This window comes from Oryzomicrobium terrae (assembly GCF_008274805.1).
Taxonomy (GTDB): Bacteria; Pseudomonadota; Gammaproteobacteria; order Burkholderiales; family Rhodocyclaceae; genus Oryzomicrobium; species Oryzomicrobium terrae.
Window position 1 is genome coordinate 20,303 of sequence record NZ_CP022579.1, and the last position, 21,455, is coordinate 41,757.

The 21,455-nt window shown below is 68.2% G+C and carries 18 protein-coding genes; 13 read left to right on the forward strand and 5 right to left on the reverse strand.

What is annotated here, in order from left to right; all coding sequences use genetic code 11:
• The first annotated feature begins 57 nt into the window (after nt 1-57).
• The 3 genes from def to htpX all read left to right on the forward strand — a co-directional run bounded on the left by def (nt 58) and on the right by htpX (nt 2,570).
• On the forward strand, nt 58-561 hold the full coding sequence (def, locus tag OTERR_RS00090) for a peptide deformylase (RefSeq protein WP_054619858.1): 504 nt from the start codon (nt 58-60) through the stop codon (nt 559-561).
• A gap of 149 nt (nt 562-710) precedes the next feature.
• Nucleotides 711-1,652 (forward strand): methionyl-tRNA formyltransferase, encoded by a 942-nt coding sequence (gene fmt / locus OTERR_RS00095; protein ID WP_054619857.1) that lies wholly within the window; start codon nt 711-713, stop codon nt 1,650-1,652.
• A 69-nt stretch (nt 1,653-1,721) separates the two neighbouring features.
• A complete protein-coding gene (gene htpX / locus OTERR_RS00100) occupies nt 1,722-2,570 on the forward strand; it encodes a zinc metalloprotease HtpX (protein ID WP_054619856.1) in 849 nt (282 codons plus the stop codon).
• Nucleotides 2,571-2,679: 109 nt separating this feature from the next.
• Here htpX and OTERR_RS00105 read toward each other — a convergent pair whose 3' ends face one another.
• Complete coding sequence (locus tag OTERR_RS00105; protein WP_187775268.1) at nt 2,680-3,519, reverse strand: S1/P1 nuclease; 840 nt, start codon at nt 3,517-3,519, stop codon at nt 2,680-2,682.
• Between the two features lie 213 nt (nt 3,520-3,732).
• Between OTERR_RS00105 and rsmB the strand changes: the two genes are divergently transcribed.
• From rsmB to OTERR_RS00150, 9 genes are all read left to right on the forward strand, one after another.
• On the forward strand, nt 3,733-5,142 hold the full coding sequence (gene rsmB / locus OTERR_RS00110) for a 16S rRNA (cytosine(967)-C(5))-methyltransferase RsmB (RefSeq protein WP_082396521.1): 1,410 nt from the start codon (nt 3,733-3,735) through the stop codon (nt 5,140-5,142).
• Nucleotides 5,143-5,218: 76 nt separating this feature from the next.
• Nucleotides 5,219-5,770, forward strand: a complete 552-nt coding sequence (locus tag OTERR_RS00115) for a DUF4390 domain-containing protein (protein ID WP_425466018.1) — start codon at nt 5,219-5,221, stop codon at nt 5,768-5,770.
• Nucleotides 5,767-7,938, forward strand: coding sequence for a sensor histidine kinase (locus OTERR_RS00120; protein ID WP_149424489.1), 2,172 nt, complete (start codon nt 5,767-5,769; stop codon nt 7,936-7,938). The genes OTERR_RS00115 and OTERR_RS00120 overlap by 4 nt, the downstream gene beginning before the upstream one ends.
• Before the next feature lie 30 nt (nt 7,939-7,968).
• The gene (locus OTERR_RS00125; RefSeq protein WP_054619852.1) at nt 7,969-9,231 is read left to right on the forward strand and encodes a sigma-54-dependent transcriptional regulator; all 1,263 of its coding nucleotides are present in this window, start codon (nt 7,969-7,971) and stop codon (nt 9,229-9,231) included.
• Between the two features lie 39 nt (nt 9,232-9,270).
• A complete protein-coding gene (trkA, locus tag OTERR_RS00130) occupies nt 9,271-10,701 on the forward strand; it encodes a Trk system potassium transporter TrkA (protein WP_149424490.1) in 1,431 nt (476 codons plus the stop codon).
• Between the two features lie 155 nt (nt 10,702-10,856).
• Nucleotides 10,857-12,311 carry a TrkH family potassium uptake protein gene (locus OTERR_RS00135; protein ID WP_149426373.1) on the forward strand — a complete coding sequence of 485 codons (1,455 nt, stop codon included), beginning with the start codon at nt 10,857-10,859 and terminating at the stop codon, nt 12,309-12,311.
• 323 nt (nt 12,312-12,634) lie between these two features.
• A complete protein-coding gene (gene hemE / locus OTERR_RS00140; RefSeq protein WP_149424491.1) occupies nt 12,635-13,717 on the forward strand; it encodes a uroporphyrinogen decarboxylase in 1,083 nt (360 codons plus the stop codon).
• A gap of 336 nt (nt 13,718-14,053) precedes the next feature.
• Nucleotides 14,054-16,072 (forward strand): primosomal protein N', encoded by a 2,019-nt coding sequence (locus OTERR_RS00145; RefSeq protein WP_149424492.1) that lies wholly within the window; start codon nt 14,054-14,056, stop codon nt 16,070-16,072.
• Between the two features lie 57 nt (nt 16,073-16,129).
• Nucleotides 16,130-17,332: a hypothetical protein gene (locus OTERR_RS00150; RefSeq protein WP_149424493.1), complete on the forward strand. Its 1,203-nt coding sequence runs from the start codon at nt 16,130-16,132 to the stop codon at nt 17,330-17,332.
• Nucleotides 17,333-17,460: 128 nt separating this feature from the next.
• Here OTERR_RS00150 and OTERR_RS00155 read toward each other — a convergent pair whose 3' ends face one another.
• The 4 genes from OTERR_RS00155 to can all read right to left on the reverse strand — a co-directional run bounded on the left by OTERR_RS00155 (nt 17,461) and on the right by can (nt 20,934).
• Nucleotides 17,461-18,228 carry an MOSC domain-containing protein gene (locus tag OTERR_RS00155; protein ID WP_149424494.1) on the reverse strand — a complete coding sequence of 256 codons (768 nt, stop codon included), beginning with the start codon at nt 18,226-18,228 and terminating at the stop codon, nt 17,461-17,463.
• A 38-nt stretch (nt 18,229-18,266) separates the two neighbouring features.
• The gene (locus OTERR_RS00160) at nt 18,267-19,196 is read right to left on the reverse strand and encodes an ROK family protein (protein WP_149424495.1); all 930 of its coding nucleotides are present in this window, start codon (nt 19,194-19,196) and stop codon (nt 18,267-18,269) included.
• Between the two features lie 107 nt (nt 19,197-19,303).
• Entirely contained in the window at nt 19,304-20,254 is a 951-nt protein-coding gene (gene dmeF / locus OTERR_RS00165) for a CDF family Co(II)/Ni(II) efflux transporter DmeF (protein ID WP_149424496.1), read from the reverse strand.
• 11 nt (nt 20,255-20,265) lie between these two features.
• Nucleotides 20,266-20,934, reverse strand: coding sequence for a carbonate dehydratase (gene can, locus OTERR_RS00170; RefSeq protein WP_054619844.1), 669 nt, complete (start codon nt 20,932-20,934; stop codon nt 20,266-20,268).
• 163 nt (nt 20,935-21,097) lie between these two features.
• Here can and OTERR_RS00175 point away from each other — a divergent pair, with 163 nt between their 5' ends.
• A complete protein-coding gene (locus OTERR_RS00175; RefSeq protein ID WP_149424497.1) occupies nt 21,098-21,448 on the forward strand; it encodes a DUF1840 domain-containing protein in 351 nt (116 codons plus the stop codon).
• Nucleotides 21,449-21,455 lie beyond the last annotated feature (7 nt).

Consider the following 21,455-nt stretch of genomic DNA (forward strand, 5'->3'; position numbering starts at 1 on the left):
TCGGGCGCCGAGTCTGTCTGGATTCTGCCCCCATTCCCAGTCCGGAGCAAGTTTGCCATGGCCCTGTTGCCCATTTTGCGGTTCCCCGATCCCCGTCTGACCAAAATCGCGACTCCCGTTCAGATTGTTGACGACGGCATCCGTCGCCTGGCGGCCGATATGGCGGAAACCATGTATGAAGCGCCCGGTATCGGCCTGGCTGCGACCCAGGTCAACGTGCACAAACGGGTCATTGTCATCGATATTTCTGAAACCCGCGATCAATTGCTTACCTTGATCAATCCCGAGTTGATCGCGAGCGACGGTCATCAGGTCTATGAAGAAGGCTGTCTGTCGGTGCCTGGCATCTACGACAAGGTCGACCGGGCGGCAACGGTGACCGTCCGTTATCTTGACCTGACCGGGCAGGAGCAGACGCTGGCCGCCGACGGGTTGCTGGCGGTGTGCGTGCAGCATGAAATCGATCATCTCAATGGCACGGTCTTCGTCGACCACCTTTCCCAGCTCAAGCAGGGGCGGATCAAGGCCAAGCTGGCCAAGCAGGCGCGCATTACCGCCTGAGCCTGCCTCGCTTCGCTCTGCGCGCCGCTAGCCATGACGCGCGGAGCCTCCGTCCGCGCAATGCGGCGGATACTTTTTGTCACAGCTTTTCCCCGACTTATTCACAAAACTATCCACAGGCGGAGGCCGGTGCCTTCGCGGGAGAGGTTATGCGCGTTGTCTTTGCCGGTACGCCGGAATTTGCCGCGGCAGCCCTGGAGGCGATTGTCGCCGCCGGGTTTGAAGTTCCCCTGGTGTTGACTCAGCCGGACCGCCCTGCAGGGCGCGGCATGGCCCTGCAACCTTCGCCGGTCAAGACGCTGGCCGAGACGCACGGACTGCCGGTTTTTCAGCCCGTCTCCCTCCGCGATGAAGCGGCGCAGGCCCGGATTGCCGCTGCCGCGCCGGACATCATGGTGGTGGCGGCCTATGGTCTGATCCTGCCCCAGGCTGTCCTGGATTTGCCGCGCTTAGGCTGCATCAACATTCACGCTTCCTTGCTGCCCCGCTGGCGCGGCGCGGCGCCGATTCATCGGGCCATTCTCGCCGGCGACGCCGAGACCGGCATCTGCATCATGCAGATGGAGGCCGGACTCGATACGGGGCCCGTGCTGGCTCGGGCCGTGCTGCCCATCGGAGAAGACGACAGCGCCGGCCGCCTCCATGACCGGTTGGCGGCCTTGGGGGCTGAGCTGGTGGTGACAACCCTGGGCAAACTCAGGGCAGGCCCGCTGCCGGCCACCCCCCAGCCCGAGGCGGGAGTGACCTACGCCGCAAAACTGGCGCGCAGTGAGGCCCCTTTGGATTTCACCAAGCCGGCAGCGGCACTGCTGCGTCAGGTGCGGGCCTTTGACCCCTTCCCCGGCTCCACTGCTGAGGTTGGTGGGGTGCTGGTGAAAGTGTGGGACGCCCAGGTGCGGCCCGTGCGTGGTGAGCCCGGGGAGGTGCTGGCCGCGGATCGGAACGGGATTCTAGTGGCTTGCGGCGAGCAGGGTTTGCTGCTCACAGAGTTGCAAAAGCCTGGCGGCAAGCGTTTGCCCGCAGGGCAGTTCCTGGCCGGATTCCGCATGGTGCCGGGCGACCGTTTTGCGCTCCCCCGGGCTGATGCTTGAAATTGCCGGCGCTAGCCCAATGTATCGTTTGATGGCCTGTTGGTCATCGCAACACGAAGGAGATTGCCCATGTTTACCAATTGGCTGAAAACCTCTGTCTTGATGGCGGCCATCATTGCTCTGTTCGGGGTGATCGGCGCACTGCTCGGTGGCAAGCAAGGCATGCTGCTGGCCCTGCTGTTCGGTGGCGCGATGAACCTGTTCTCCTACTGGTTCTCGGACAAGATGGTCTTGAAGATGTACAACGCCCAGGAAGTGGACGAGACCAGTAGTCCCTACCTCTACAACATGGTCAAGGAGCTGGCCGGCCGAGCTGGTTTGCCCATGCCCAAGGTTTACATCATCGATGAGGCCCAGCCGAACGCCTTTGCCACCGGTCGCAATCCGGAAAATGCCGCGGTGGCGGCGACGAGCGGCATCCTGCAAATGCTTTCGGCCCGGGAGCTACGCGGGGTGATGGCGCATGAGTTGGCCCACGTCCAACACCGTGACATTCTGATTTCGACGATTTCCGCCACCATGGCGGGTGCCATTTCTGCCCTGGCCAACTTCGCCATGTTTTTTGGCGGGCGTGACAGCGAGGGGCGGCCAACCAATCCGGTAGCCAGCATTGCCGTCGCCCTGCTCGCCCCAATCGCGGCATCCTTGATCCAGATGGCCATTTCCCGCGCCCGTGAGTTTGAAGCCGATCGTGGCGGCGCCGAGATCAGCGGTGATCCCCTGGCCTTGGCGGATGCCTTGGCCAAGATCGATGCCTACGCTCGGGGTATCCCCATGGCGACCGCCGAGTCCCATCCCGAAACTGCCCAGATGATGATCATGAATCCGCTTTCCGGCGACGGTATGGCTGGCCTGTTTCGGACCCACCCGGCTACCGCAGAGCGTATTGCTCGGCTGCATGCCTTGGCTGGGCGATGAGGGTCATCTGGCCACCCCGAACCAACCCCGGCCTTGCGCCGGGGTTTTTGTTTCACGTGAAACAAAAAGTCGGTCTCTTGCGTGATGTTTCACGTGAAACATTCTTTGGTTAGCGAATAGCGAGCAGCGCGCTGAGCCAGAATGCCAGACGTCGTCCAGCGGCGACGACCTGTCGGTCCGCAATGCGTTGTGCGTTGTCCCGGTACTCCGGGCTGAGGGTGATGGGCTGCGGCCCGGTAAGGTTGCGATAGACAACGGAACGGGCCAGGTGCTGGGCTTCGCGGATCCACTCCTGGGGGGTGCGCGGCGGAATGGGGGGCATGCCCAGATCGAGCTCCAGGGCCTGGGCTGTCAGCTTTTCCCCGTGCAGCCAGGGTGGTCCGGGGCGATCGTCCCACCAGGCGTGCAGGGACTGCTGCGTGAGCCGGGGATGGCTCGGGTCGTGGATCAGCAGGCCGTTGCCGCCGCTATCCGGGATGTCGCCCTGCAGACGGGTAACGGTATGCAGTGGTTGATGGGCATCGGCACACAGATGGATGAGCCAGACCAAAGCTTGTGCCCGGTGTTGGGCAGGCTGCGTGGTGTCGGCCAGGATTTTGGAAAGATCCTCCAGGGCGTTGTCCAGGTTGCCACCCAGGCGGTTGTTGCCTAATCGTCCTTCGCCGTCCAGGGGGCGGTTGAGGTAATGCCAGTCACTGTGCCGCTCGCCGTCGTCGAGTGTGAAGGGGCGTGTCGCTGCAGACGTTCGTTGCGAGTCGCGAAAGCGTGGGTCGCGCCGCAGTTCGTCAGCCCAGGTTGATGACGCAATGAAGGCTTCTTCGTTCGCGCTGGCGGGGGTGTCGTTGCGGCTGCGGGCGACCCAGCGTGGCCAGTCCGGGTGCTGGCGCAGCAGGGTCCCGATGCTGTCCTGGGTTTCGTTATCCAAGTGCCGCCAGGCAATGGCGGCCACCAAGCGATGTCCAGCATTGTTCCAAGCGTGGGCCGGTGCAACGAATACGCTTGCCAGGACGGCGGTGAGGAGAAGACGGCGAAGTGAAGTGCGGCGCATGGCCAGGGGTGATTTCCAGGGCGAAGGATAGGGGGCGGACGGGAGCGATTATCCGCCGTAAACCCCCGGCCGACAGGCCCGGGCCTGGGGTGGGGGCGTGCTAAACTGCCTGGCATGACTGATCGCTCCACCCGCTCGCCCCGTATTTCCCTTTCCCGCCCCAACACCGCGCCTCATTCGGGCAAGGTGCGTCATGGTGGTTCACATGCTGCTTCCGTGGAGCGCCACTTGCCCCCCTGGCCTAAGGCCGATGCCTTGGCCACGGCGTTCCTGCTGGCGGTGCCGGTGGTCGGTGGTGTGTTGGATGGCCGCAGCCTGGCGGAATTGCTCGGCCGTGGTGTGCCGGTGCCGCGCGGCCGCGAAGCGACAGGAACCGTGCGTGCCCAGGCGCAGGATATGGTGTATTGGACATTGCGCCGCTATGGGTTGGGCGACGCCATTCTGTCCCGCTTGCTTGAACGGCCTTTGCCCAGTGTGGAAATCCGCGCCTTGTTGCTGCTCGCCCTGTACCGTCTCGATGCCGAGCCGGACGACAGCCATACCACGGTGGACCAGGCAGTCGAGGCGGCGGGACATCTGGCGGGTGGGCGTTTCAAGGCGTTGGTCAATGCGGTGCTGCGTAACGCCTTGCGCCGGCGCGACAGCCTGGCTCAGGCCACGGCGGACGATGCGGATGCACAAACCTGGCATCCAGCCTGGTGGCGCGCAAAATTACAGCAGGCCTATCCGGATCGCTGGGTGGAGTTGCTGGCCGCAGCCAATCAGGCGCCGCCCATGGCGCTGCGCGTCAACCGCCGCCGGGCGAGCGTGGTGGAGATGGCACAACGACTGGTCGAGGTGGATTGCCCGACGGAGGCCTGTGGCGCGGACGGCCTGCGCCTGCTGAGGCCACGGCCGGTGAGCGACATTCCTGGTTTTGCGGAGGGGCTGGTTTCGGTTCAGGATCCGGGCGCCCAGCGGGCGGCCCACCTACTGGCGGCAGCGCCGGGCCAACGCGTGCTCGATGCCTGTGCCGCCCCGGGCGGCAAGGCCGCCCATATTCTCGAACTGGCCGATGCGCGCCTGCTCGCCCTCGATGTGTCGCCGGAACGCTGCCAACGCATCGAACAGAATCTGGAACGGCTCGGCCTGGCGGCGGCGGTCAAGGTCGCCGATTGCCGCGATGTGGCCCGTTGGTGGGATGGCAAGCCCTTCGACCGCATTCTTGCCGATGTGCCCTGTTCCGCTTCCGGTGTGGCCCGCCGCCACCCGGACAGCAAATGGCTGCGTCGCCCCGAGGACATTGCCTCGTTCGCCCGGACCCAGGGGGAAATTCTGCGGGCCCTATGGCCTACCCTCGCCCGTGGCGGAAAAATGCTCTATGCCACCTGCTCGGTTTTTCCGGAAGAAAACACCGAACAGATCGCCGCCTTCCTGGCGGACCCGGCGGTGCATGGCCAAGTTGAGTTGCTCGGCGAGGAAACCTTGCTCCCCTGCCCCGATCACGATGGCTTCTACTACGCTCTGCTGCAAAAAACCCTCTGAGGCTCCGCTGCGGTGGATGCCCGCGGCGAGCAGTCCGCGGTGCTCCCTGGCGCGACAGTGCTGGCGCGGCCTGCTTGTGCTGTTGGCGATCCTGTTGCTGGGCATGGTGCCGGCCGTTGCTGCTGAAATCGAGGTGCGTCAGCCGGTACTGGTTGCCGGCGACGATGGTTATGCGGTGTCAGCCGATTTTGTCTTCGACCTGCCTGCACGCTTGGAAGACGCGGTCACCCGAGGGGTGGTGCTGCCTTTCGTGATTGAATTCGAGATAACCCGGCGGCGCTGGTGGTGGCTCGATGAAAGCGTGGTCACGCGCAGCCAGACGGTGCGTCTGTCCTACCATGCCCTGACCCGCCAATACCGCTTGTCGGTCGGGGCATTGCATCAAAGCTTCTCTTCCCTGGAAGAAGCCCTGCGCCTACTGTCCCGGCTGCGTCACTGGACCGTGCTGGAGCGCTCCCAATTGCGCTCGGGCGATCCCTACGAAGCGGCATTGCGGCTGCGCCTCGATATCTCCCAGCTGCCCAAACCCTTCCAGATCAGTGCGTTGGCCAACCGGGACTGGACCTTGAGTTCGGACTGGGCGCGCTGGTCGTTCGTGCCCGCGTCCCTGCCGAGCGAGGCGCGATGAAGCTGCTGATCGCGGTAGCCGCTGCCCTGGGAGGCTTCCTCCTGCTGCTGCTGACCCTGGCGTCGGGCAATACCCCGCTGTTCACCCGCCAGTACCCCTGGCTACTGGTGGGCAACCTGGTGGTAGCGCTGAGCCTAGTCGGGCTGGTCGGCTGGCAGTTCGCCCTCCTCGCCCGGGAGCACCGGGCCAAGGTCTTCGGCTCCAAGTTGAAGCTGCGCCTAGTGTTGTTTTTTGGACTGATGGCGGTGGTTCCCGGGGCGCTGGTGTATGGGGTTTCGGTGCGTTTTGTGACCAAGAGCATCGAGAGCTGGTTTGACGTGCGGGTGGAGAAAGCCCTGGAGTCCGGCCTCAACCTCGGCCGTTCCGCCCTCGATACCCGGCTGGCGGAATTCACCGCCCGGGGACGGGCGGTGGCTCAAGAGCTGGCCGACCGTCCGGACGTGCAGCGCCGGGTGATGCTCAACCGCCTGCGCGAGCAGGCCGATGCCGAAACTGCCCTGCTCGTCACGGCCCAGGGCCAGCTGCTGGCCTCGGCTTCGGCCGGTCTGTCGAATCTGCTGCCGGCCCTGCCGACTACCAGCCAGTTGAAACAGGCCCGTCTCAACCGGGGGCTGGCCGAGGTCGAAGGGGAAGGGGGGCAGGATCTGACCCTGCGCGTGCTGCTGCCGATCAGCACCTTCAGCTTGGGCGAGGAGCCCCGCTACCTGCAGTTGTCCCAGCCCGTGCCCAAGGCCCTGGCGGCCAATGCCGAGGCGGTCCAGGCGGTGTATCGGGATTACCAGGAACTGGCCCTGGCCCGCTCCGGCCTGACCCGCTTGTACGCCCTGTCCCTGACCTTGACCCTGTTGCTCGCCCTGCTCGGCGCCATCGCCCTGGCCTTCGTTCTGGCCCGGCGCCTCTCGGCGCCCCTGTCGATCCTGGCCGAAGGTACCCAGGCGGTGGCTGCTGGCGACTTCACGCCGCGCCAGGCCATCTACAGCCGCGACGAGTTGGGGGTGCTGACCCAGTCGTTCTCGCGCATGACCCGCCAGCTCGACGATGCCCGGCGCGAGACCGAGCGGCACCGGGCCGAGCTTGAATCGGCCCGGGCCTATCTGGAAGAAATCCTCGGCAACTTGTCCGCCGGGGTGTTGGCCTTCGATCGTCGCTTCGTTCTGCACGCCGCCAACCAGGGGGCCGGCCACATCCTCGGCGACGATCTGACCGGTCTGATCGGCGAGCCGGCGGATAGCTGGCCGCGCCTGGCCGACTACGGCCGGGCGATTCGCGATGCCTTTGCCGATAACCCGGATGAGGACTGGCAGCGCGAGGTGGATCTGGTCGGCACCGACGGTGCCCACCGCATCCTGTTGGTGCGCGGCTCGACCCTGCCGGCCGCATCCGGCGGCGGCTTCGTCGTGGTCTTCGACGACGTCAGCCAACTCATCGCTGCCCAACGTGCCGCCGCCTGGGGCGAAGTGGCGCGTCGCCTGGCCCACGAGATCAAGAACCCTCTGACGCCGATCCAGCTGTCCGCCGAGCGTCTCCAGGTCAAGCTGGCTGACAAGCTGGCCAACGGCGACGCCGATCTTCTGCAACGCTCCACCACCACCATCATCAACCAGGTCCAGGCGATGAAACACATGGTGGACGATTTCCGCGACTACGCCCGCCTGCCGCCGCCGGAGCTGCGTCCCCTCGATCTGAATGCCCTGGTCGGCGAGGTGCTCGGGCTCTACGAAACCTCTCAGGTGCCGGTCGTGGCCGACCTGAGCCCCGATCTGCCGCCGGTACTGGGTGACGCCACCCAGTTGCGCCAGATCATCCACAACCTGTTGCGTAACGCCCAGGATGCGGTGGAGGGCCTGGGCGGCAGCGGTGTGGAGGAAGCAACCGGTCCCGCCCCGGCGCCGCGCATCGAACTCACCACGGCCCTGGCCGGCCGTTACGCCGAACTGCTGGTGGCCGACAATGGCTGCGGGTTTCCGGCGGAGGTGCTGGCCCGGGCCTTCGAACCCTACACCACCACCAAGGCCAAGGGCACCGGCCTCGGCCTGGCCATCGTGCGCAAGATCGCCGACGAACACGGCGGCGACGTCATCCTTTCCAACCGGGCACCCCGGGGTGCCCTGATCCGGGTGCGCATCCCCCTGGCTACGGCCCCCGCCGATGCCCGGCCTGTCGCCTGATCGCATGAAACACACGAATCGAGTATTGCCATGGCCCAGATCCTCGTAGTCGACGACGAAGTCGGCATTCGCGAGCTGCTCTCCGAAATCCTTGCCGACGAAGGCCACGCCGTGCTGCTGGCGGAAAACGCCGCCGCCGCCCGGCGCGTCCGGGCCGAGCGGCGCCCCGACCTGGTGCTGCTCGACATCTGGATGCCCGACACCGACGGCATCACCCTGCTCAAGGAATGGGCGGCGGCGGGCCAGCTGAACATGCCGGTGATCATGATGTCCGGCCACGGCACCATCGACACCGCAGTGGAAGCCACTCGCTTCGGCGCCGCCGATTTCCTGGAGAAGCCGATCGCCCTGCAGAAACTGCTGGCCACGGTGAAGCGCGTGCTCAAGCACGAAACCCCGGCGGCCAAGCCGGTGATGACCCTGGAAGCCTTTGCCCACGTCCCGCTCTTCAAGGACTTCCGCAAGCGTCTCGAACAAGCGGCGGCGCGCACCCCGGCAGTGCTGCTGCGCTGCCCCGCCGGTGGCCTGGCCGAAGCCTGCGCCCGCACCCTGCAGGCGCCACAGGCGCCCTGGCTCGACCTGTCCACCGAGGCCGGCCCCCTTACCCAGGAGCGCCTCCAGGAAGTGGCCGGCGGCGTGCTGTTCGTGCCCGAACTGCCCAGCCTGGGGCGGTTGCAGCAGATGAACCTGGCCTTTGCCCTGGAACGGCTGGAACGGCACAAGCTGATGCTGGTGGTGGCCAGCAGCAAGTCCGCCACCACCCTGCCCGACGCCGGCTGGGACCCGGCCCTGGTGAGCCGCCTGGCGGAAGTCCGCCTGGCCCTGCCGCCCCTTACCGACCGGGGCGACGAGGTGCCGGAAATCGCCGCCCTGCTGCTCACCCTGCTCGCCGAGCGCGGCGAGGTTCCGCACAAGCGCCTGGCCAGCGGCGCCCTCAACCTGCTGCGCCAGCAGCGCTGGCCGGGCGATGACGGCGGCTGGACGGCCCTCGCCGCGGCGGTCAAGAACCTGGCCCTGACCGCCCTCGATGATGAGATCAGCGCCGAGGAAGTGGCCCGCCTGCTCACCGCCGAAAGCGCGGCGGAAAACGGCCCGGGTCAGGCTCTCAGCGCCTTCTTCGGCGAGCCGCTGCGCGAGGCTCGGGAAGCCTTCGAGAAGGCCTACTTTGCCCACCACCTGGCGGTGGCCGGCGGCAACATGACCCGGGTGGCGGAGCAGACCGGACTGGAACGCACCCACCTTTACCGCAAGCTCAAGCAGCTTGGCCTGCCCGTCGGGCGCAGCAAGGAATAAGCGCGTCCCGCGGTTGCGGGCGCGCCAGAGGAGCAGCGGATGAAGATCCTCATTCTCGGCGCCGGCCAGGTCGGCGCCAGTCTGGCCGAACACCTGAGTTCGGAGGCCAACGACCTGACCGTGGTCGACATCGACCGGGAGCGGTTGGCCCTGTTGCAGGATCGCTTCGACCTGCGCACCCTGGTCGGCGACGCCTCCACCCCCGGGGTGCTGGAGGCTGCCGGTGCCGCCGATGCCGACCTGCTGGTGGCGGTCACGCGCAGCGACCCGGCCAACCTGGTGGCCTGCAAGCTGGCCCACAGCCGCTTCAACGTGCCGCGCCGGGTGGCCCGGCTGCGCAATGCCGACTTCTTCGCCGACCCGAGCCTGTTCGCCCCGGAGCACTTCGCCGTCAGCGAGGCCCTCTGCCCCGAGCAGGAGGTCACCGACACCATCGTCCGCCTGGTGGAATTCCCCCGCGCCCTGCAGGTGCTGGAGTTCGGCGGCGGTCGCCTCACCCTGGTGGGGGTGCGCGCCTACGAGGGCGGCCTGCTGGTCGGCCATCCGATCCGCGAGATGCGCCGCCACCTGCCCGAGGACATCGACGCCCGCATCGCCGCCCTGTACCGGCGTGACCGGCCGGTGCCGCCCACCGGCGAGACCCGCATCGAGGTGGGGGACGAGGTGTTCTTCATCGCCCCCAGCGAGCATCTGCCGGCGGTGCTGCGCGAATTGCGCCGCGAGGAGCAGCCGGTGCGCCGGGTGGTGGTGGCCGGCGCCGGCAACATCGGCGCCCGGGTGGCCGGCGCCTTGCAGCGACGCTGCCGGGTGACGGTGGTGGAAGCCAACCGGCTGCGCGCCGAGGATGTGGCCGCCCAGCTCGACGACGCCATGGTGCTGTGCGGCGGAGCCAGCGACGAGGACGTGCTCGATCAGGCCAACATCGGCGAATCTGACCTGTTCCTGGCCCTGACCAACGACGACGAGGACAACATCCTCGCCGCCAGCCTGGCCAAGCGCCTCGGCTGCCGCCGGGTGCTGGCCCTGATCAACCGCCGGGTTTATGCCGACATGGTCCAGGGCGGCCCCATCGACATCGCCCTGTCCCCGGCCGAAGTCTCCGCCGGGGCCTTTCTCGCCCACGTGCGCCAGGGCGACGTGGTCCAGGTGCACCGCCTGCGCCGCGGCGCCGCCGAGGCCCTGGAGCTGGTGGTGCACGGCGATGCCCGCACCTCCAAGGTGGTGGGCCGGCGCATCGCCGACCTGGACCTGCCCGCCGGGGCGTCGGTGGCCGCCCTGGTGCGGGCCATGGACGTCCCCCGGGTACTGGAGCACAGCGAGGCCGACGTGGAAACCCGCTACGGCGAGGTGATCATGGCCCATCACGACACGGTGATCGAGGCCGGCGACCACGTCATCTTGTTCTGCACGCGCAAGGAGCTGGTGCCCAAGGTGGTGCGCCTGTTCCAGGTCGCCGTCGGCTTCCTGTGAGCCCCGTGCTACCTCCGCCGGCGGCGCCGGCCTCGCCTTCCAACCCTGGCGCCGCACCCCGGGCCGAACCCGCTGCGGCGGGCCGGCGCCGCCGGGTACGTCGCCACCTGCGTCTGTTCTTTGCCGGCGAACTGCCGCTGCGCCCCAGCCGCGGGCTGCAGCCCTACCTGCCGGTGGTGCGGGTGTTCGCTCTGATCCTGTTCTTCTTCGGCGCCACCCTGCTGCTGCCCCTGCTCGTCGCCTGGGGGCTGGACGACGGCGCCGGCCCGGCCCTGGGCGCCAGTCTGGCCCTGACCCTGGGCAGCAGCGCCCTGCTGCTGCTCGCCACCCGGCGCGCCACCGGCGATCTGTCGATACGGGACGGTTTCCTGCTGGTGGTGCTGACCTGGGCGGTGCTGCCGGTGTTCGCCGCCCTGCCCCTGATGCTGCAATTGGGCACGAGCTTCACCGACGCCTACTTCGAGGCCGCCTCCGGCCTCACCACCACCTGCGCCACGGTGCTCACCGGGCTGGACGCCCTGCCGCCCTCGATCAACCTGTGGCGCTGCCAGCTGGCCTGGGTCGGCGGCATGGGCCTGATCGTGCTGGCGGTGGCGATCCTGCCCCTGCTCGGTATCGGTGGCCGGCAGATGTTCAAGGCCGAGACCCCGGGGCCGATGAAGGAGCGCAACCTGACGCCGCGCATCGCCGAGACGGCCAAGGGCCTGTGGGGCGTCTACGTGCTGCTTACCGCCCTGTGCGTAGGTGCCTACCGCTGGGCCGGCATGACCTGGCTGGACGCGGTGATGCACGGCTTTTCCACCCTCGGCCTGGGCGGCTATTCCAGCCACGACGCCAGCTACGGCTACTGGAACAGCCCGGCCATCGAGGCGGTGGCGGTGGTCTTCATGCTGGTGGCCGGCCTCAACTTCGCCACCCACTACCTGGCGCTGCGCCGCCTGTCGCTGCGCGCCTACCGCAACGATCCGGAGGCTGGCTGGTTCCTCTGGCTGATGCTCGGCAGCGTGGCCGGCATTACCGTCTATCTGGTGTCCCTGGGGGTCTATCCCGACCCGGCCAGCGCTTTCCGCCACGCGGCCTTCAACGTGGTGTCGGTGGCCACCACCACCGGTTTCGCCACCACCGACTACAGCCAGTGGCCGCCCTTCGCCACCCTGTGGATGCTGTTCCTGTCGAGCTTCGCTACCTGCGCCGGCTCCACCGGCGGCGGTATCAAGATGATCCGGGCGGTGATCCTCTATCAGCAGGTCAAGCGCGAGATCCTGCGCGCCCTCTACCCCAGCGCCGTGGTGCCGGTGCGCCTGGCCGGCGCGCCGGTGCCCTCCCCCATCCTGTTCGCCGTGCTTGCCTTCGCCTTCATGTACATGGCCAGCACCGCCCTGCTCACCATGATCCTGGTGGGGGTGGGCCTGGAGCCTCTGACCGCCTTCTCGGCGGTGGTGGCGATGATCAACAACACCGGCCCGGGGTTGAACGAGATCGGCCCGGCGGGCAACTTCGCCGGGCTGACCGACCTGCAGACCTGGATCTGCTCGTTCACCATGCTGCTCGGCCGGCTGGAAATCTTCACCCTGCTGGTGGTGTTTTCTCCGGCGTTCTGGCGGCGCTGAACCTGCAGGCCGGAAACCAAGGACTGGCGCGGGTCTCCACGTAGCCACCGCGGAATGCCGCGCCCTGTCTGGTTCTTGGCGGTTTCTCCTCGGAGAACAAGGACTGGCGCGGACTTTCAAGGTGGTCGCGTCGCGTCCATTGCCTGGCGCCCTTTTCCACGGAGCATGCCCGGAAAGCCACGCCAGGCGCGGGCTTTGCCCAGAGCGCCTGTCTGCCGCACCGCCGCCGGACAGGGCGGCCCACGCCTCTTTTTGACCCAATCGGTGTTTCGCCCCGGCGGTTTTGGGATAATCCCCCTTTTGCCTCTTTTCGGAGTGCCGCCATGGCCCGCCCGCAGAACGACACCTTCCTCCGCGCCCTGCTGCGTGAGCCCACCGACTACACCCCGGTCTGGCTGATGCGCCAGGCCGGCCGCTACCTGCCCGAGTACTGCGCCACGCGCAAGCAGGCCGGCAGCTTCCTCAACCTGTGCAAAAACCCCCGGGCGGCCTGCGAGGTGACCCTGCAGCCCCTGGAGCGCTACGACCTGGATGCGGCCATCCTCTTCTCCGACATCCTCACCGTGCCCGACGCCATGGGTCTGGGGCTGTACTTCGCCGAGGGCGAGGGGCCGCGCTTCGAGCGCCCCCTGGCCGACGAGGCGGCGATCAAGGCCCTCAAGGTGCCGGACCCCTACGGCGAACTGAAGTACGTCATGGACGCGGTATCCGAGATCCGCGGTGCGCTGAACAACCGGGTGCCCCTGATCGGCTTCTCCGGCAGCCCCTACACCCTGGCCTGCTACATGGTCGAAGGCGGTTCCAGCGACGACTACCGCAAGATCAAGACCATGCTGTACTCCCGCCCCGACCTGCTGCACCACATCCTGGCGGTGACGGCGGATGCGGTGACCGCCTACCTGAACGCCCAGATCGATTCCGGCGCCCAGGCAGTGATGATCTTCGACTCCTGGGGCGGCGGCCTGTCGGCGGCGGCCTACCAGGAATTCTCGCTGCGCTACATGGAGCGCATCGTCGCCGGGCTGAAGCGCGAGAAGGACGGCGAGAAAGTGCCGGTGATCGTATTCACCAAGGGCGGCGGCCTGTGGCTCGAATCCATCGCCGCCATCGGCACCGACGCCGTCGGTCTGGACTGGACCATCGACCTGGGCGAGGCCCGCCGCCGCGTCGGCGACAAGGTTGCCCTGCAGGGCAACCTGGACCCCTCCGTGCTGTTCGCCCCGGCCGAGGTGGTGGCAGCCGAGGCCGTCAAGGTGCTGGCCTCCTTCGATCGCCCGGGGCCGAGCAACACCGGCCACGTCTTCAACCTGGGCCACGGCATCTCCCAGTTCACCCCGCCGGACGTGGTCAAGACCCTGGTGGACACGGTCCACGCCGAAAGCCGTCGGCGCCGTCAGGCTGCCTAAGCCCATCTGCCCTGCTTGGGTGTCCGTCCGGGCACCAAAGCAGGGCGAAATCCCCGGCGTAGGCTTGACTTATGCACAGCGCCGCGTTCTCTGCCCCGCCCCGGTGCGGTGGGCGTGAGAATATGACAAGGCAGCGACGGTGTTGTTCAGGGCATTGAAAACAAAAGAATTTTTATTTGCCGATTTTTTCGGCAATATGACAGAAAGCCTTGATCCATCGGCCTCGTGCCGATTTTTGGGCCCGTTCCCCACAGAGTTATCCACAGGTTCTGTGCACAACCTCCGATTCGCCAGTACTGGCGGCCCTTGCCGAGTTTTCTCTGTCGGGAGACTGACGTGCCGGTAGTCAGTGTCGCCCTCGACGTTCCCCTGCACCGCAGTTTCGATTACCTGGCCGACGATGCCACGGCCGACGACATCGGCCGCCGGGTCAAGGTGCCCTTCGGGCGCGGCCGTAAGGTCGGCATCGTCATCGCCGTCGGTGAAGCCAGCGAGCTGCCGCAGCATCAGCTGAAGACGGTGGAGGAGATCCTGCGCGACCTGCCGCCCCTGCCCGAGGACTGGTTCCGCCTGTGCGAGTTCGCCGCCGCCTACTATCAGGCGCCCCTCGGCGAGGTGATGCTGCAGACCCTGCCCGGCGCCCTGCGCCGGCCCGATCCGCCCAAGGCCCGGGCGATCAAGCCGAAGCTGGCCAAGGGGGCGGTTGTCCCCGCCCTGCCGGCGCTTACCGCCGATCAGGAGGCGGCCCTCGCCGCCATCCGTGCCGCGCCGCCGGGCTTTGCCGGCTGGCTGCTGCACGGCATCACCGGCAGCGGCAAGACCGAGGTGTACCTGCGCCTCATCGCCGACGCCCTGGCGCGCGGCCAGCAGGCCTTGCTGCTGGTGCCGGAGATCAACCTCACGCCCCAGCTGGAAGCGCGCATCGCTGCCCGTTTTCCCGGCATCGAGCTGGTCAGCCTGCACTCGGAGCTGACCGAGGCGGCCCGCCTGCGCCACTGGAAGGCAGCCTTCGCCGGCCGGGCGCGCATCGTCGTCGGTACCCGCCTGGCGGTGTTCACTCCGATGCCCGAACTGGGGCTGATCGTGGTGGACGAGGAGCACGACGCCTCCTTCAAGCAGCAGGACGGCATGCGCTACTCGGCTCGGGACGTGGCGGTGGTGCGCGCCCGGGGGCTGCGCATCCCGGTGCTACTCGGCTCGGCCACTCCCTCCCTGGAATCCTGGGCCAACGCCCAGCCCGGCCCGCAGCAGCGCTACCGCCTGCTCACCCTGGGCGAGCGTGCCGTGGCCGGCGCCCGGTTGCCCGATATCCGCCTGGTGGACACCCGCCGCGAGACCCTGGACGATGGCCTCTCGCCGGCCCTGCTGGCCGCCCTGGAGGCGCGCCTGGCCCGGGGCGAGCAGAGCCTGGTCTTCCTCAACCGGCGCGGCTATGCCCCGGTGCTGGCCTGTCCCTCCTGCGGCTGGGTGTCGCGCTGCAAGCGCTGTGCCGCCAACCTGGTGCTGCACCTCAAGGACCGGCGCCTGCGCTGCCACCACTGCGGCTTCGAGGCCGGCATCCCGCGGGCCTGTCCGTCCTGCGGCAACCAGGACATCCACCCCTTCGGCCGGGGCACCCAGCGCCTCGAAGAGCGGCTCAAGGCGCGCTTTCCCGACGCCCGCATCCTGCGCGTGGACCGGGACGCGGCGCGCAGCCGCAAGCAGTGGGAAGCCCTGCTCGAACAGATCCACCCGGACGAGGCCGCCGGCACGCCCCGGGCCGACATCCTGGTGGGCACCCAGATGCTGGCCAAGGGCCACGACTTCCCCCACCTCACCTTCGTCGGCGTGGTGGGGGCCGACTCCGGCCTGTTCGCTGCCGACTTCCGCGCCCCGGAGCGGCTCTTCGCCATGCTCATGCAGGTGGCCGGCCGAGCCGGCCGGGCCGAGCTGGCCGGCGAGGTGCTGATCCAGACCGAGCAGCCCGGCCATCCCCTGTTCGCCGCCCTGCTCGCCCACGACTACCCGGCCTTCGCCGCCCGGGAGCTGGAGGAGCGCCGCCAGGCCGGCTTCCCGCCCTACACCTACCAGGCCATGCTGCGCGCCGAAGCGCCGGACATGGCCGACTCCCTGGCCTTCCTCAAGGCGGCAAAGGCCCTGCCCATCCTGGCCGCCCATCCGGCGGTTTTTGCCTACGACCCGGTACCGATGCGCATGGCCCGGCTGGCCAACCTGGAGCGGGGCCAGCTCCTTTTCGAATGCGGCGCCCGCCCTGCCCTGCAGGCCTTCTTGAGTGATTTTGGCCCGGCCCTGGCGGGCATCGCCGCCCCCAGCCGGCTGCGCTGGCACCTGGAGGTGGACCCCCTGGAGTGCTGATTTGGGCGGGTTGGCACGGCGGTTGCACTGGGAAGCCTCCGTTACCAGGAGCCGCCCATGAAAATCGTCGATACCACCCTGCAGCAAACGTCGGCCCACCGGGAAGAGTCCCGCACCGATCTGGCCCACGAAAGCCGCATCACCGCCGTCAGCGGTGGCCTGTTCGGTGCCCTGATGGCCCAGGCGCGCTCCGGTGCTGCCCCGGGGAGCAGCGATACGGTCAGCAACGTGGCCTCCGCCAGCGGCAGTGGCGACAGCAGCGCGCCGCCCTTGCCGCCGGGCTTTCTCGCCATCGACTGGAACGCCCTGAGCAGCGAAGCGCCCTCCCAAACCGACCATCTGCGCCTGCAAAAAACCCTGGAGCGCCTGCTCGCCGACCTGCTGGCCATCCTGCGTGGCGAGCCGGCGGATGGCTCGGCGCCCCTGTCCCTGTCAGACCTGTTGCCAGCCACGAAGGCGGTGAGCGACGGCGCAGCGGACACCGATCCGGCCGTGGCCGCCAGCAATCGGCGCCCGGCCGTGGCGGTAACCTGGCAGAGCACCACCACCACGGCCCATTACGAAAGCGAAGCGGTCAGCTATTGCGCCAAGGGCCAGGTGTGCACCGCCGATGGCCGGCAGATCGACGTTTCCCTCGACTTCGCCCTGGCCCGGGAAAGCCTGGCGGTGAGCCGGGTCGAGCAAAGCGGCAAGGCCTACTACTTCAAGGACCCGCTGGTGGTCAGCCTGCCCGGCGGCACCGCCAATCTGGACGGGCCGGGGCTGTCCTTCGACCTGGACGCCGACGGCACGGCCGAAGCCATCCCCTTCACCGGCCGGGGCAGCGCCCTGCTCGCCTGGGACCGCAACGGCAACGGCAGCATCGACGACGGGCGCGAACTGTTCGGCGCCCTGAGCGGTGACGGCTTTGCCGACCTGGCGGCCCTCGATAGCGACCACAACGGCTGGATCGACGAGGCCGACCCGGTGTGGAGTCATCTGGTGCTATGGCAGCGCCAGATGACCGAGGCCGCCGCCCCATCCTCCACCTCCTCTGCCTCTGCTGCCGGGACGCCGCCCGCCGTGACGGACCGGTTGATCAGCCTCAAGGAAGCGGGCATCGGCGCGCTGTCGGTCAGCGGGGTGAGTACCCCGTTTCTCTACAAGCGCCAGCAGGACGATGGCAGCAGCGACGTGCAGGGCATGCTGCGGGCTTCCGGCGTGTATCTGATGGAAGACGGTCGGCCCGGGGCCCTGCAGCAGGTGGATCTGGCCGTGTGAGCGCGGCCGACTGTGGTGGGAAGGCTGCGCCGACGTTACTCGGCCCGCGTCACTGAGGAGCCGAGCCGTCGCCAAGGCCGCTGGCGCAGCCCGGGTGACGTTTCCATGGGGTGGCGTGGGGGGGCGCTCTAGCCCGCTGGCCGATCGTGCCATAGCGGCGCCGCCGGGGCGGTGGCGCCGTTAGCGTTGGCGGCGCTCCCGGGCCGGTTGGCCTCCAGCCAGGCAGCCCGCTCGCTGAGCTTCTTCTGCCAGCTGGCCGGCAGGGCCGGCACCGTGGCCAGCAGGTGGCGCAGCCAGGCCGGCGACGGATCGGCGGTGCCGGCCGGCAGGCAGTGCCAGCCGTTCCACAGGGCGGCCAGGCTGAGCCGTCCGGCACCCTCTTCCACCTGTACCAGGGCATCGCCCGGGCGCACCGTGCCGGCTTCCACCACCCGGTAGTACCAGCCGGTCAGGCCGTGCTGGGCTATGTAGTAGGCCAGGCCGGAGCGACCCGAGGCGATGCCGAAGCGGGCGTCGATCTTCCAGCACGGCGAGCGGGGCTGACTCACTTCGAGCAGCGCCGTGCCCAGGCGGAAGCGGTCGCCGATGCACACCGTGGCCTCGTCCAGGCCCGCCACCGACAGGTTCTCGCCCATGCTGCCCGGGACGAAGGGCGCCTCGGCCCGGGGAAAAGCGGTGGCCAGTCGGGGGTAGTGGTCGGCACAGTACTGATGCACCGCCTTGTCCGGCCCACCATGCACGCGCAGATCGGCCTGCTGGTCGCCGGCGATGCCCAGGGGGCCGACGGACGCCGCTTCGACCAGGGGCTCCTTGAAGATGCCCGTGGATTGGCCTTCCGGCGGCAGGGGCTTGATGGAACCAATGAAGATGCGGGTTTCCAGGGGGGAGGTGTTCATGGTCTTCCTTGGTGCGGGGGGGCAAACGTTACGGACGCTCAGTCGGCCAGGGGCCACAGCCAGGCGGCACCGCGCACCCCGGACGAATCGCCGTGCACTGGCGGAACGAGGCGGGTCACTACCCGGTTGGAAAAGACGTGGGGCAGCCACTGCCGCGGCACGTTCTCGTACAGCCGGGCAATCGCCGATAGGCCGCCACCGAGGACGATCACCTCCGGGTCGAGCAGGTTGATCACCTGGGCCAGACCCCGGGCGAGGCGCTCCTCGTAGCGGGCCAGGGTGGCGGCGCAGGCCGGATCGGCGGTGACGCCGTCGGTTGGGGATGCCCGGGCGACGATGGACGGGGCGTCCAGCACCGGGCCGGGAGGACGAGGCGTGTGGCGCCGGTGGTCGGCAGCCAGGCCCGGTCCGGACAGGTAGGTCTCGATGCAGCCGGCGCGGCCGCAGTAGCAGGGGGGCAAGGGCAGATCGTCGCCGCCGGGCAGTGGCAGGGGCATGTGGCCCCATTCCCCAGCGATGCCGTTGGCGCCCACCAGCGGCTCACCGTTGATGACGATGCCACCGCCCACGCCGGTGCCGAGGATCACCCCGAACACGCTGGTGGCACCCTGTCCGGCGCCATCCACCGCTTCCGACAGGGCGAAACAGTTGGCGTCGTTGGCCAGGCGCACCTCGCGCTGCAGCAGGGTCTGCAGGTCGCGCTGCAAGGGGTGGCCGATCAGGCAGGTGGAGTTGGCATTCTTGATCAGGCCCCGGTGGTCCAGGGCGCCCGGATGGCCGACCCCGACCGTGGCCCGGGCGTGGCAATGGGCCTCGATGTCCTCCACCAGGGCGGCCACCGCGCCCACCGTGGCCGGGTAGTCGCCCTGGGGCGTGGCAATGCGCCGGCGCGCCAGAACCTGGCCGTCCGGGGCCAGGGCGATGGCTTCGATCTTGGTACCGCCGAGGTCGATTCCGATACGCAGCATGAGGTGATGCCAAGGATGGAGGGACGGCAATTAAAAGCCGTCCGGGGCGACGAGGCAATGGGGGCGCGGTGAACCACCCGGGAGTGGCCTGAACCCCGCGGTCCGACCTAGGCGGTGCGGTGGGTGACTTCGACGGTGATGTGGGCCAGTTCGCTATGCCTGCCCAGGCGGTGCCGGTAGTAGTCGGGGCCGGCCCGGGAGGCGGTGGTCAGGGCGACGATCGCCGCGTAGCGGCCCCGGCCGACCCGCCACACGTGCAGATCGGTCAGTTCTGCCGGATGCTCGTTCTCGCGGCGGATGTCGTCGAGGATCTCCGCCACCACCGGCGCGTCCATTTCCGCGTCGAGCAGCACCCGCCCGGTGTCGCGCACCAGGCCGATGGCCCAGACGGTGATGATGGCCGAACCGACCAGGCCCATCAGCGGATCGAGCCAGCTCCAGCCGAACATCAGGCCGCCGAGCAGGGCGACGATGGCCAGCACCGAGGTGGCGGCGTCGGCCACCACGTGCAGATAGGCGGCGCGCAGGTTGAGGTCGTGGTGATGGTCGTGACCGGCGTGGTGATGGTCGTGATCATGATGGGCATGGCCATGGTCGTGGCCGCCGCCGTGCAGTAGCCAGGCGCTGCCGAGATTGACCAGCAGGCCCACCACCGCCACCACCAGGGCTTCCCCATAGCTGACGGGCAGCGGGGTGCGCAGCCGTTCCACCGATTCCCAGACCATGGTGGCCGCCACCACGAGCAGGAACAGGGCGCTGGTATAGCCCCCCAGCACCTCGATCTTCCAGGTGCCGAAGGCGAAGCGCGGATTGTCGCGATGGCGCCGCGCCAGGGCATAGGCCAGGGCCGCCAGGCCGAGCGCGAAGGCGTGGGTACCCATGTGCCAGCCGTCGGCGAGCAGGGCCATGGACTGGCTCAGGTAGCCGGCGGCGATCTCCACCACCATGGTGACCAGGGTGAGCAGGGTCACCCAGCGGGTACGCCGCTCCGCCGCGCCGGCTTCGACGAAGAAGGCGTGGGAATGGGCGCAGCCAGGCGCAATGGGGGGCGGAGCCATGGTGGAAGGTGTTATTCGCCGGTGACCGAGGGCGCCGTGGTCAGACGCGCCAACGCGGTCGCGTAGGCGCCGTGCACCTCGTCGTGGTGGGCAACGGAAATGGCCATGTCGTGGGCCAGACCGTTTTCCAGGCTGTAGACCCAGCCGTGCACCGTCAGATCCTGTCCCCGGTCCCAGGCGTCGCGGACGATCGTGGTGTGGCTGACGTTGAACACCTGCTCGATCACGTTCAGTTCGCACAGGCGGTCGTGGCGCAGGTCCGGGTCGGCGATGCCGTCGATCATGGCGGCGTGTTTCTGGCGCACGTCCTGGATGTGGCGCAACCAGTTATCCACCAGGCCGACGCGCAGGCCGTGCAGGGCGGCCTTGACCCCGCCGCAGCCGTAGTGGCCGACCACCAGCACGTGTTTGACGCGCAGCACGTCCACCGCGTACTGCAGCACCGACAGGCAGTTCAGGTCGGAATGGACCACCACGTTGCCGACGTTGCGGTGCACGAACACCTCGCCGGGGTCCAGGCCGGTGATCTGGTTGGCCGGGACGCGGGAGTCGGAACAGCCGATCCACAGGTATTCGGGGGCCTGGATCTTGGCCAGGCGATCGAAGAACTCCGGGTCCTCGGCGCGGATCTTCTCCGCCCAGCTGCGGTTGTTTTCAAACAGGTGATCGAGGTGGGGCATGATGAGGCGGATCTCCGTAGCACGCACCGGCGGCGGGGAGGCGGAAGGCCTCCCGGAAGCGGCGCGGTGGGGATGGAACGACGGCTAGTTTACCCCAGCGGGCCGGCTCGGTCGGACAGCCGCCGGTCAGGTAGAATGGAACGACTATTCAGGAGAAAGCGTCATGATCGTCAAGTTTTTTTGCAAGAATGCGGCTGATCTGATCATGTTCGACGACGTTGCCCGCAAGCTTCTCACAGTGCTGGGCAAGGAACCGACGGCTCGCGGCATCATCCTTGCCGAAGAAGTGGCCGAAGCCTTGGATCGCCTGGCTGCCGTGGTCGCCCACGACAAGGCGCTCAAGGAAGAGGGACAGGGCGCCACCGTGGAAGTACCCGAGGTGGGCGTGGAGCCCCACGAACTGGTCGGCCTGGGCACCCGGGCCCAGCCGCTGATCCAGATGCTCGGCCGGGCCCGGGAGAAGAACGAACCGGTGCTGTGGGAAGCGGCGAAGGATTTCTACCCGCCGCGCTAGCCCCGGG

Excerpts from the sequence above, each read along its gene's own strand:
- def (WP_054619858.1), top strand. The coding sequence starts at position 58 with ATGGCCCTGTTGCCCATTTTGCGGTTCCCCGATCCCCGTCTGACCAAA.
- fmt (WP_054619857.1), top strand. The coding sequence starts at position 711 with ATGCGCGTTGTCTTTGCCGGTACGCCGGAATTTGCCGCGGCAGCCCTG.
- htpX (WP_054619856.1), top strand. The coding sequence starts at position 1,722 with ATGTTTACCAATTGGCTGAAAACCTCTGTCTTGATGGCGGCCATCATT.
- rsmB (WP_082396521.1), top strand. The coding sequence starts at position 3,733 with ATGACTGATCGCTCCACCCGCTCGCCCCGTATTTCCCTTTCCCGCCCC.
- OTERR_RS00120 (WP_149424489.1), top strand. The coding sequence starts at position 5,767 with ATGAAGCTGCTGATCGCGGTAGCCGCTGCCCTGGGAGGCTTCCTCCTG.
- OTERR_RS00125 (WP_054619852.1), top strand. The coding sequence starts at position 7,969 with ATGGCCCAGATCCTCGTAGTCGACGACGAAGTCGGCATTCGCGAGCTG.
- trkA (WP_149424490.1), top strand. The coding sequence starts at position 9,271 with ATGAAGATCCTCATTCTCGGCGCCGGCCAGGTCGGCGCCAGTCTGGCC.
- hemE (WP_149424491.1), top strand. The coding sequence starts at position 12,635 with ATGGCCCGCCCGCAGAACGACACCTTCCTCCGCGCCCTGCTGCGTGAG.
- OTERR_RS00150 (WP_149424493.1), top strand. The coding sequence starts at position 16,130 with ATGAAAATCGTCGATACCACCCTGCAGCAAACGTCGGCCCACCGGGAA.
- OTERR_RS00155 (WP_149424494.1), bottom strand. The coding sequence starts at position 18,228 with ATGAACACCTCCCCCCTGGAAACCCGCATCTTCATTGGTTCCATCAAG.
- OTERR_RS00160 (WP_149424495.1), bottom strand. The coding sequence starts at position 19,196 with ATGCTGCGTATCGGAATCGACCTCGGCGGTACCAAGATCGAAGCCATC.
- dmeF (WP_149424496.1), bottom strand. The coding sequence starts at position 20,254 with ATGGCTCCGCCCCCCATTGCGCCTGGCTGCGCCCATTCCCACGCCTTC.
- can (WP_054619844.1), bottom strand. The coding sequence starts at position 20,934 with ATGCCCCACCTCGATCACCTGTTTGAAAACAACCGCAGCTGGGCGGAG.
- OTERR_RS00175 (WP_149424497.1), top strand. The coding sequence starts at position 21,098 with ATGATCGTCAAGTTTTTTTGCAAGAATGCGGCTGATCTGATCATGTTC.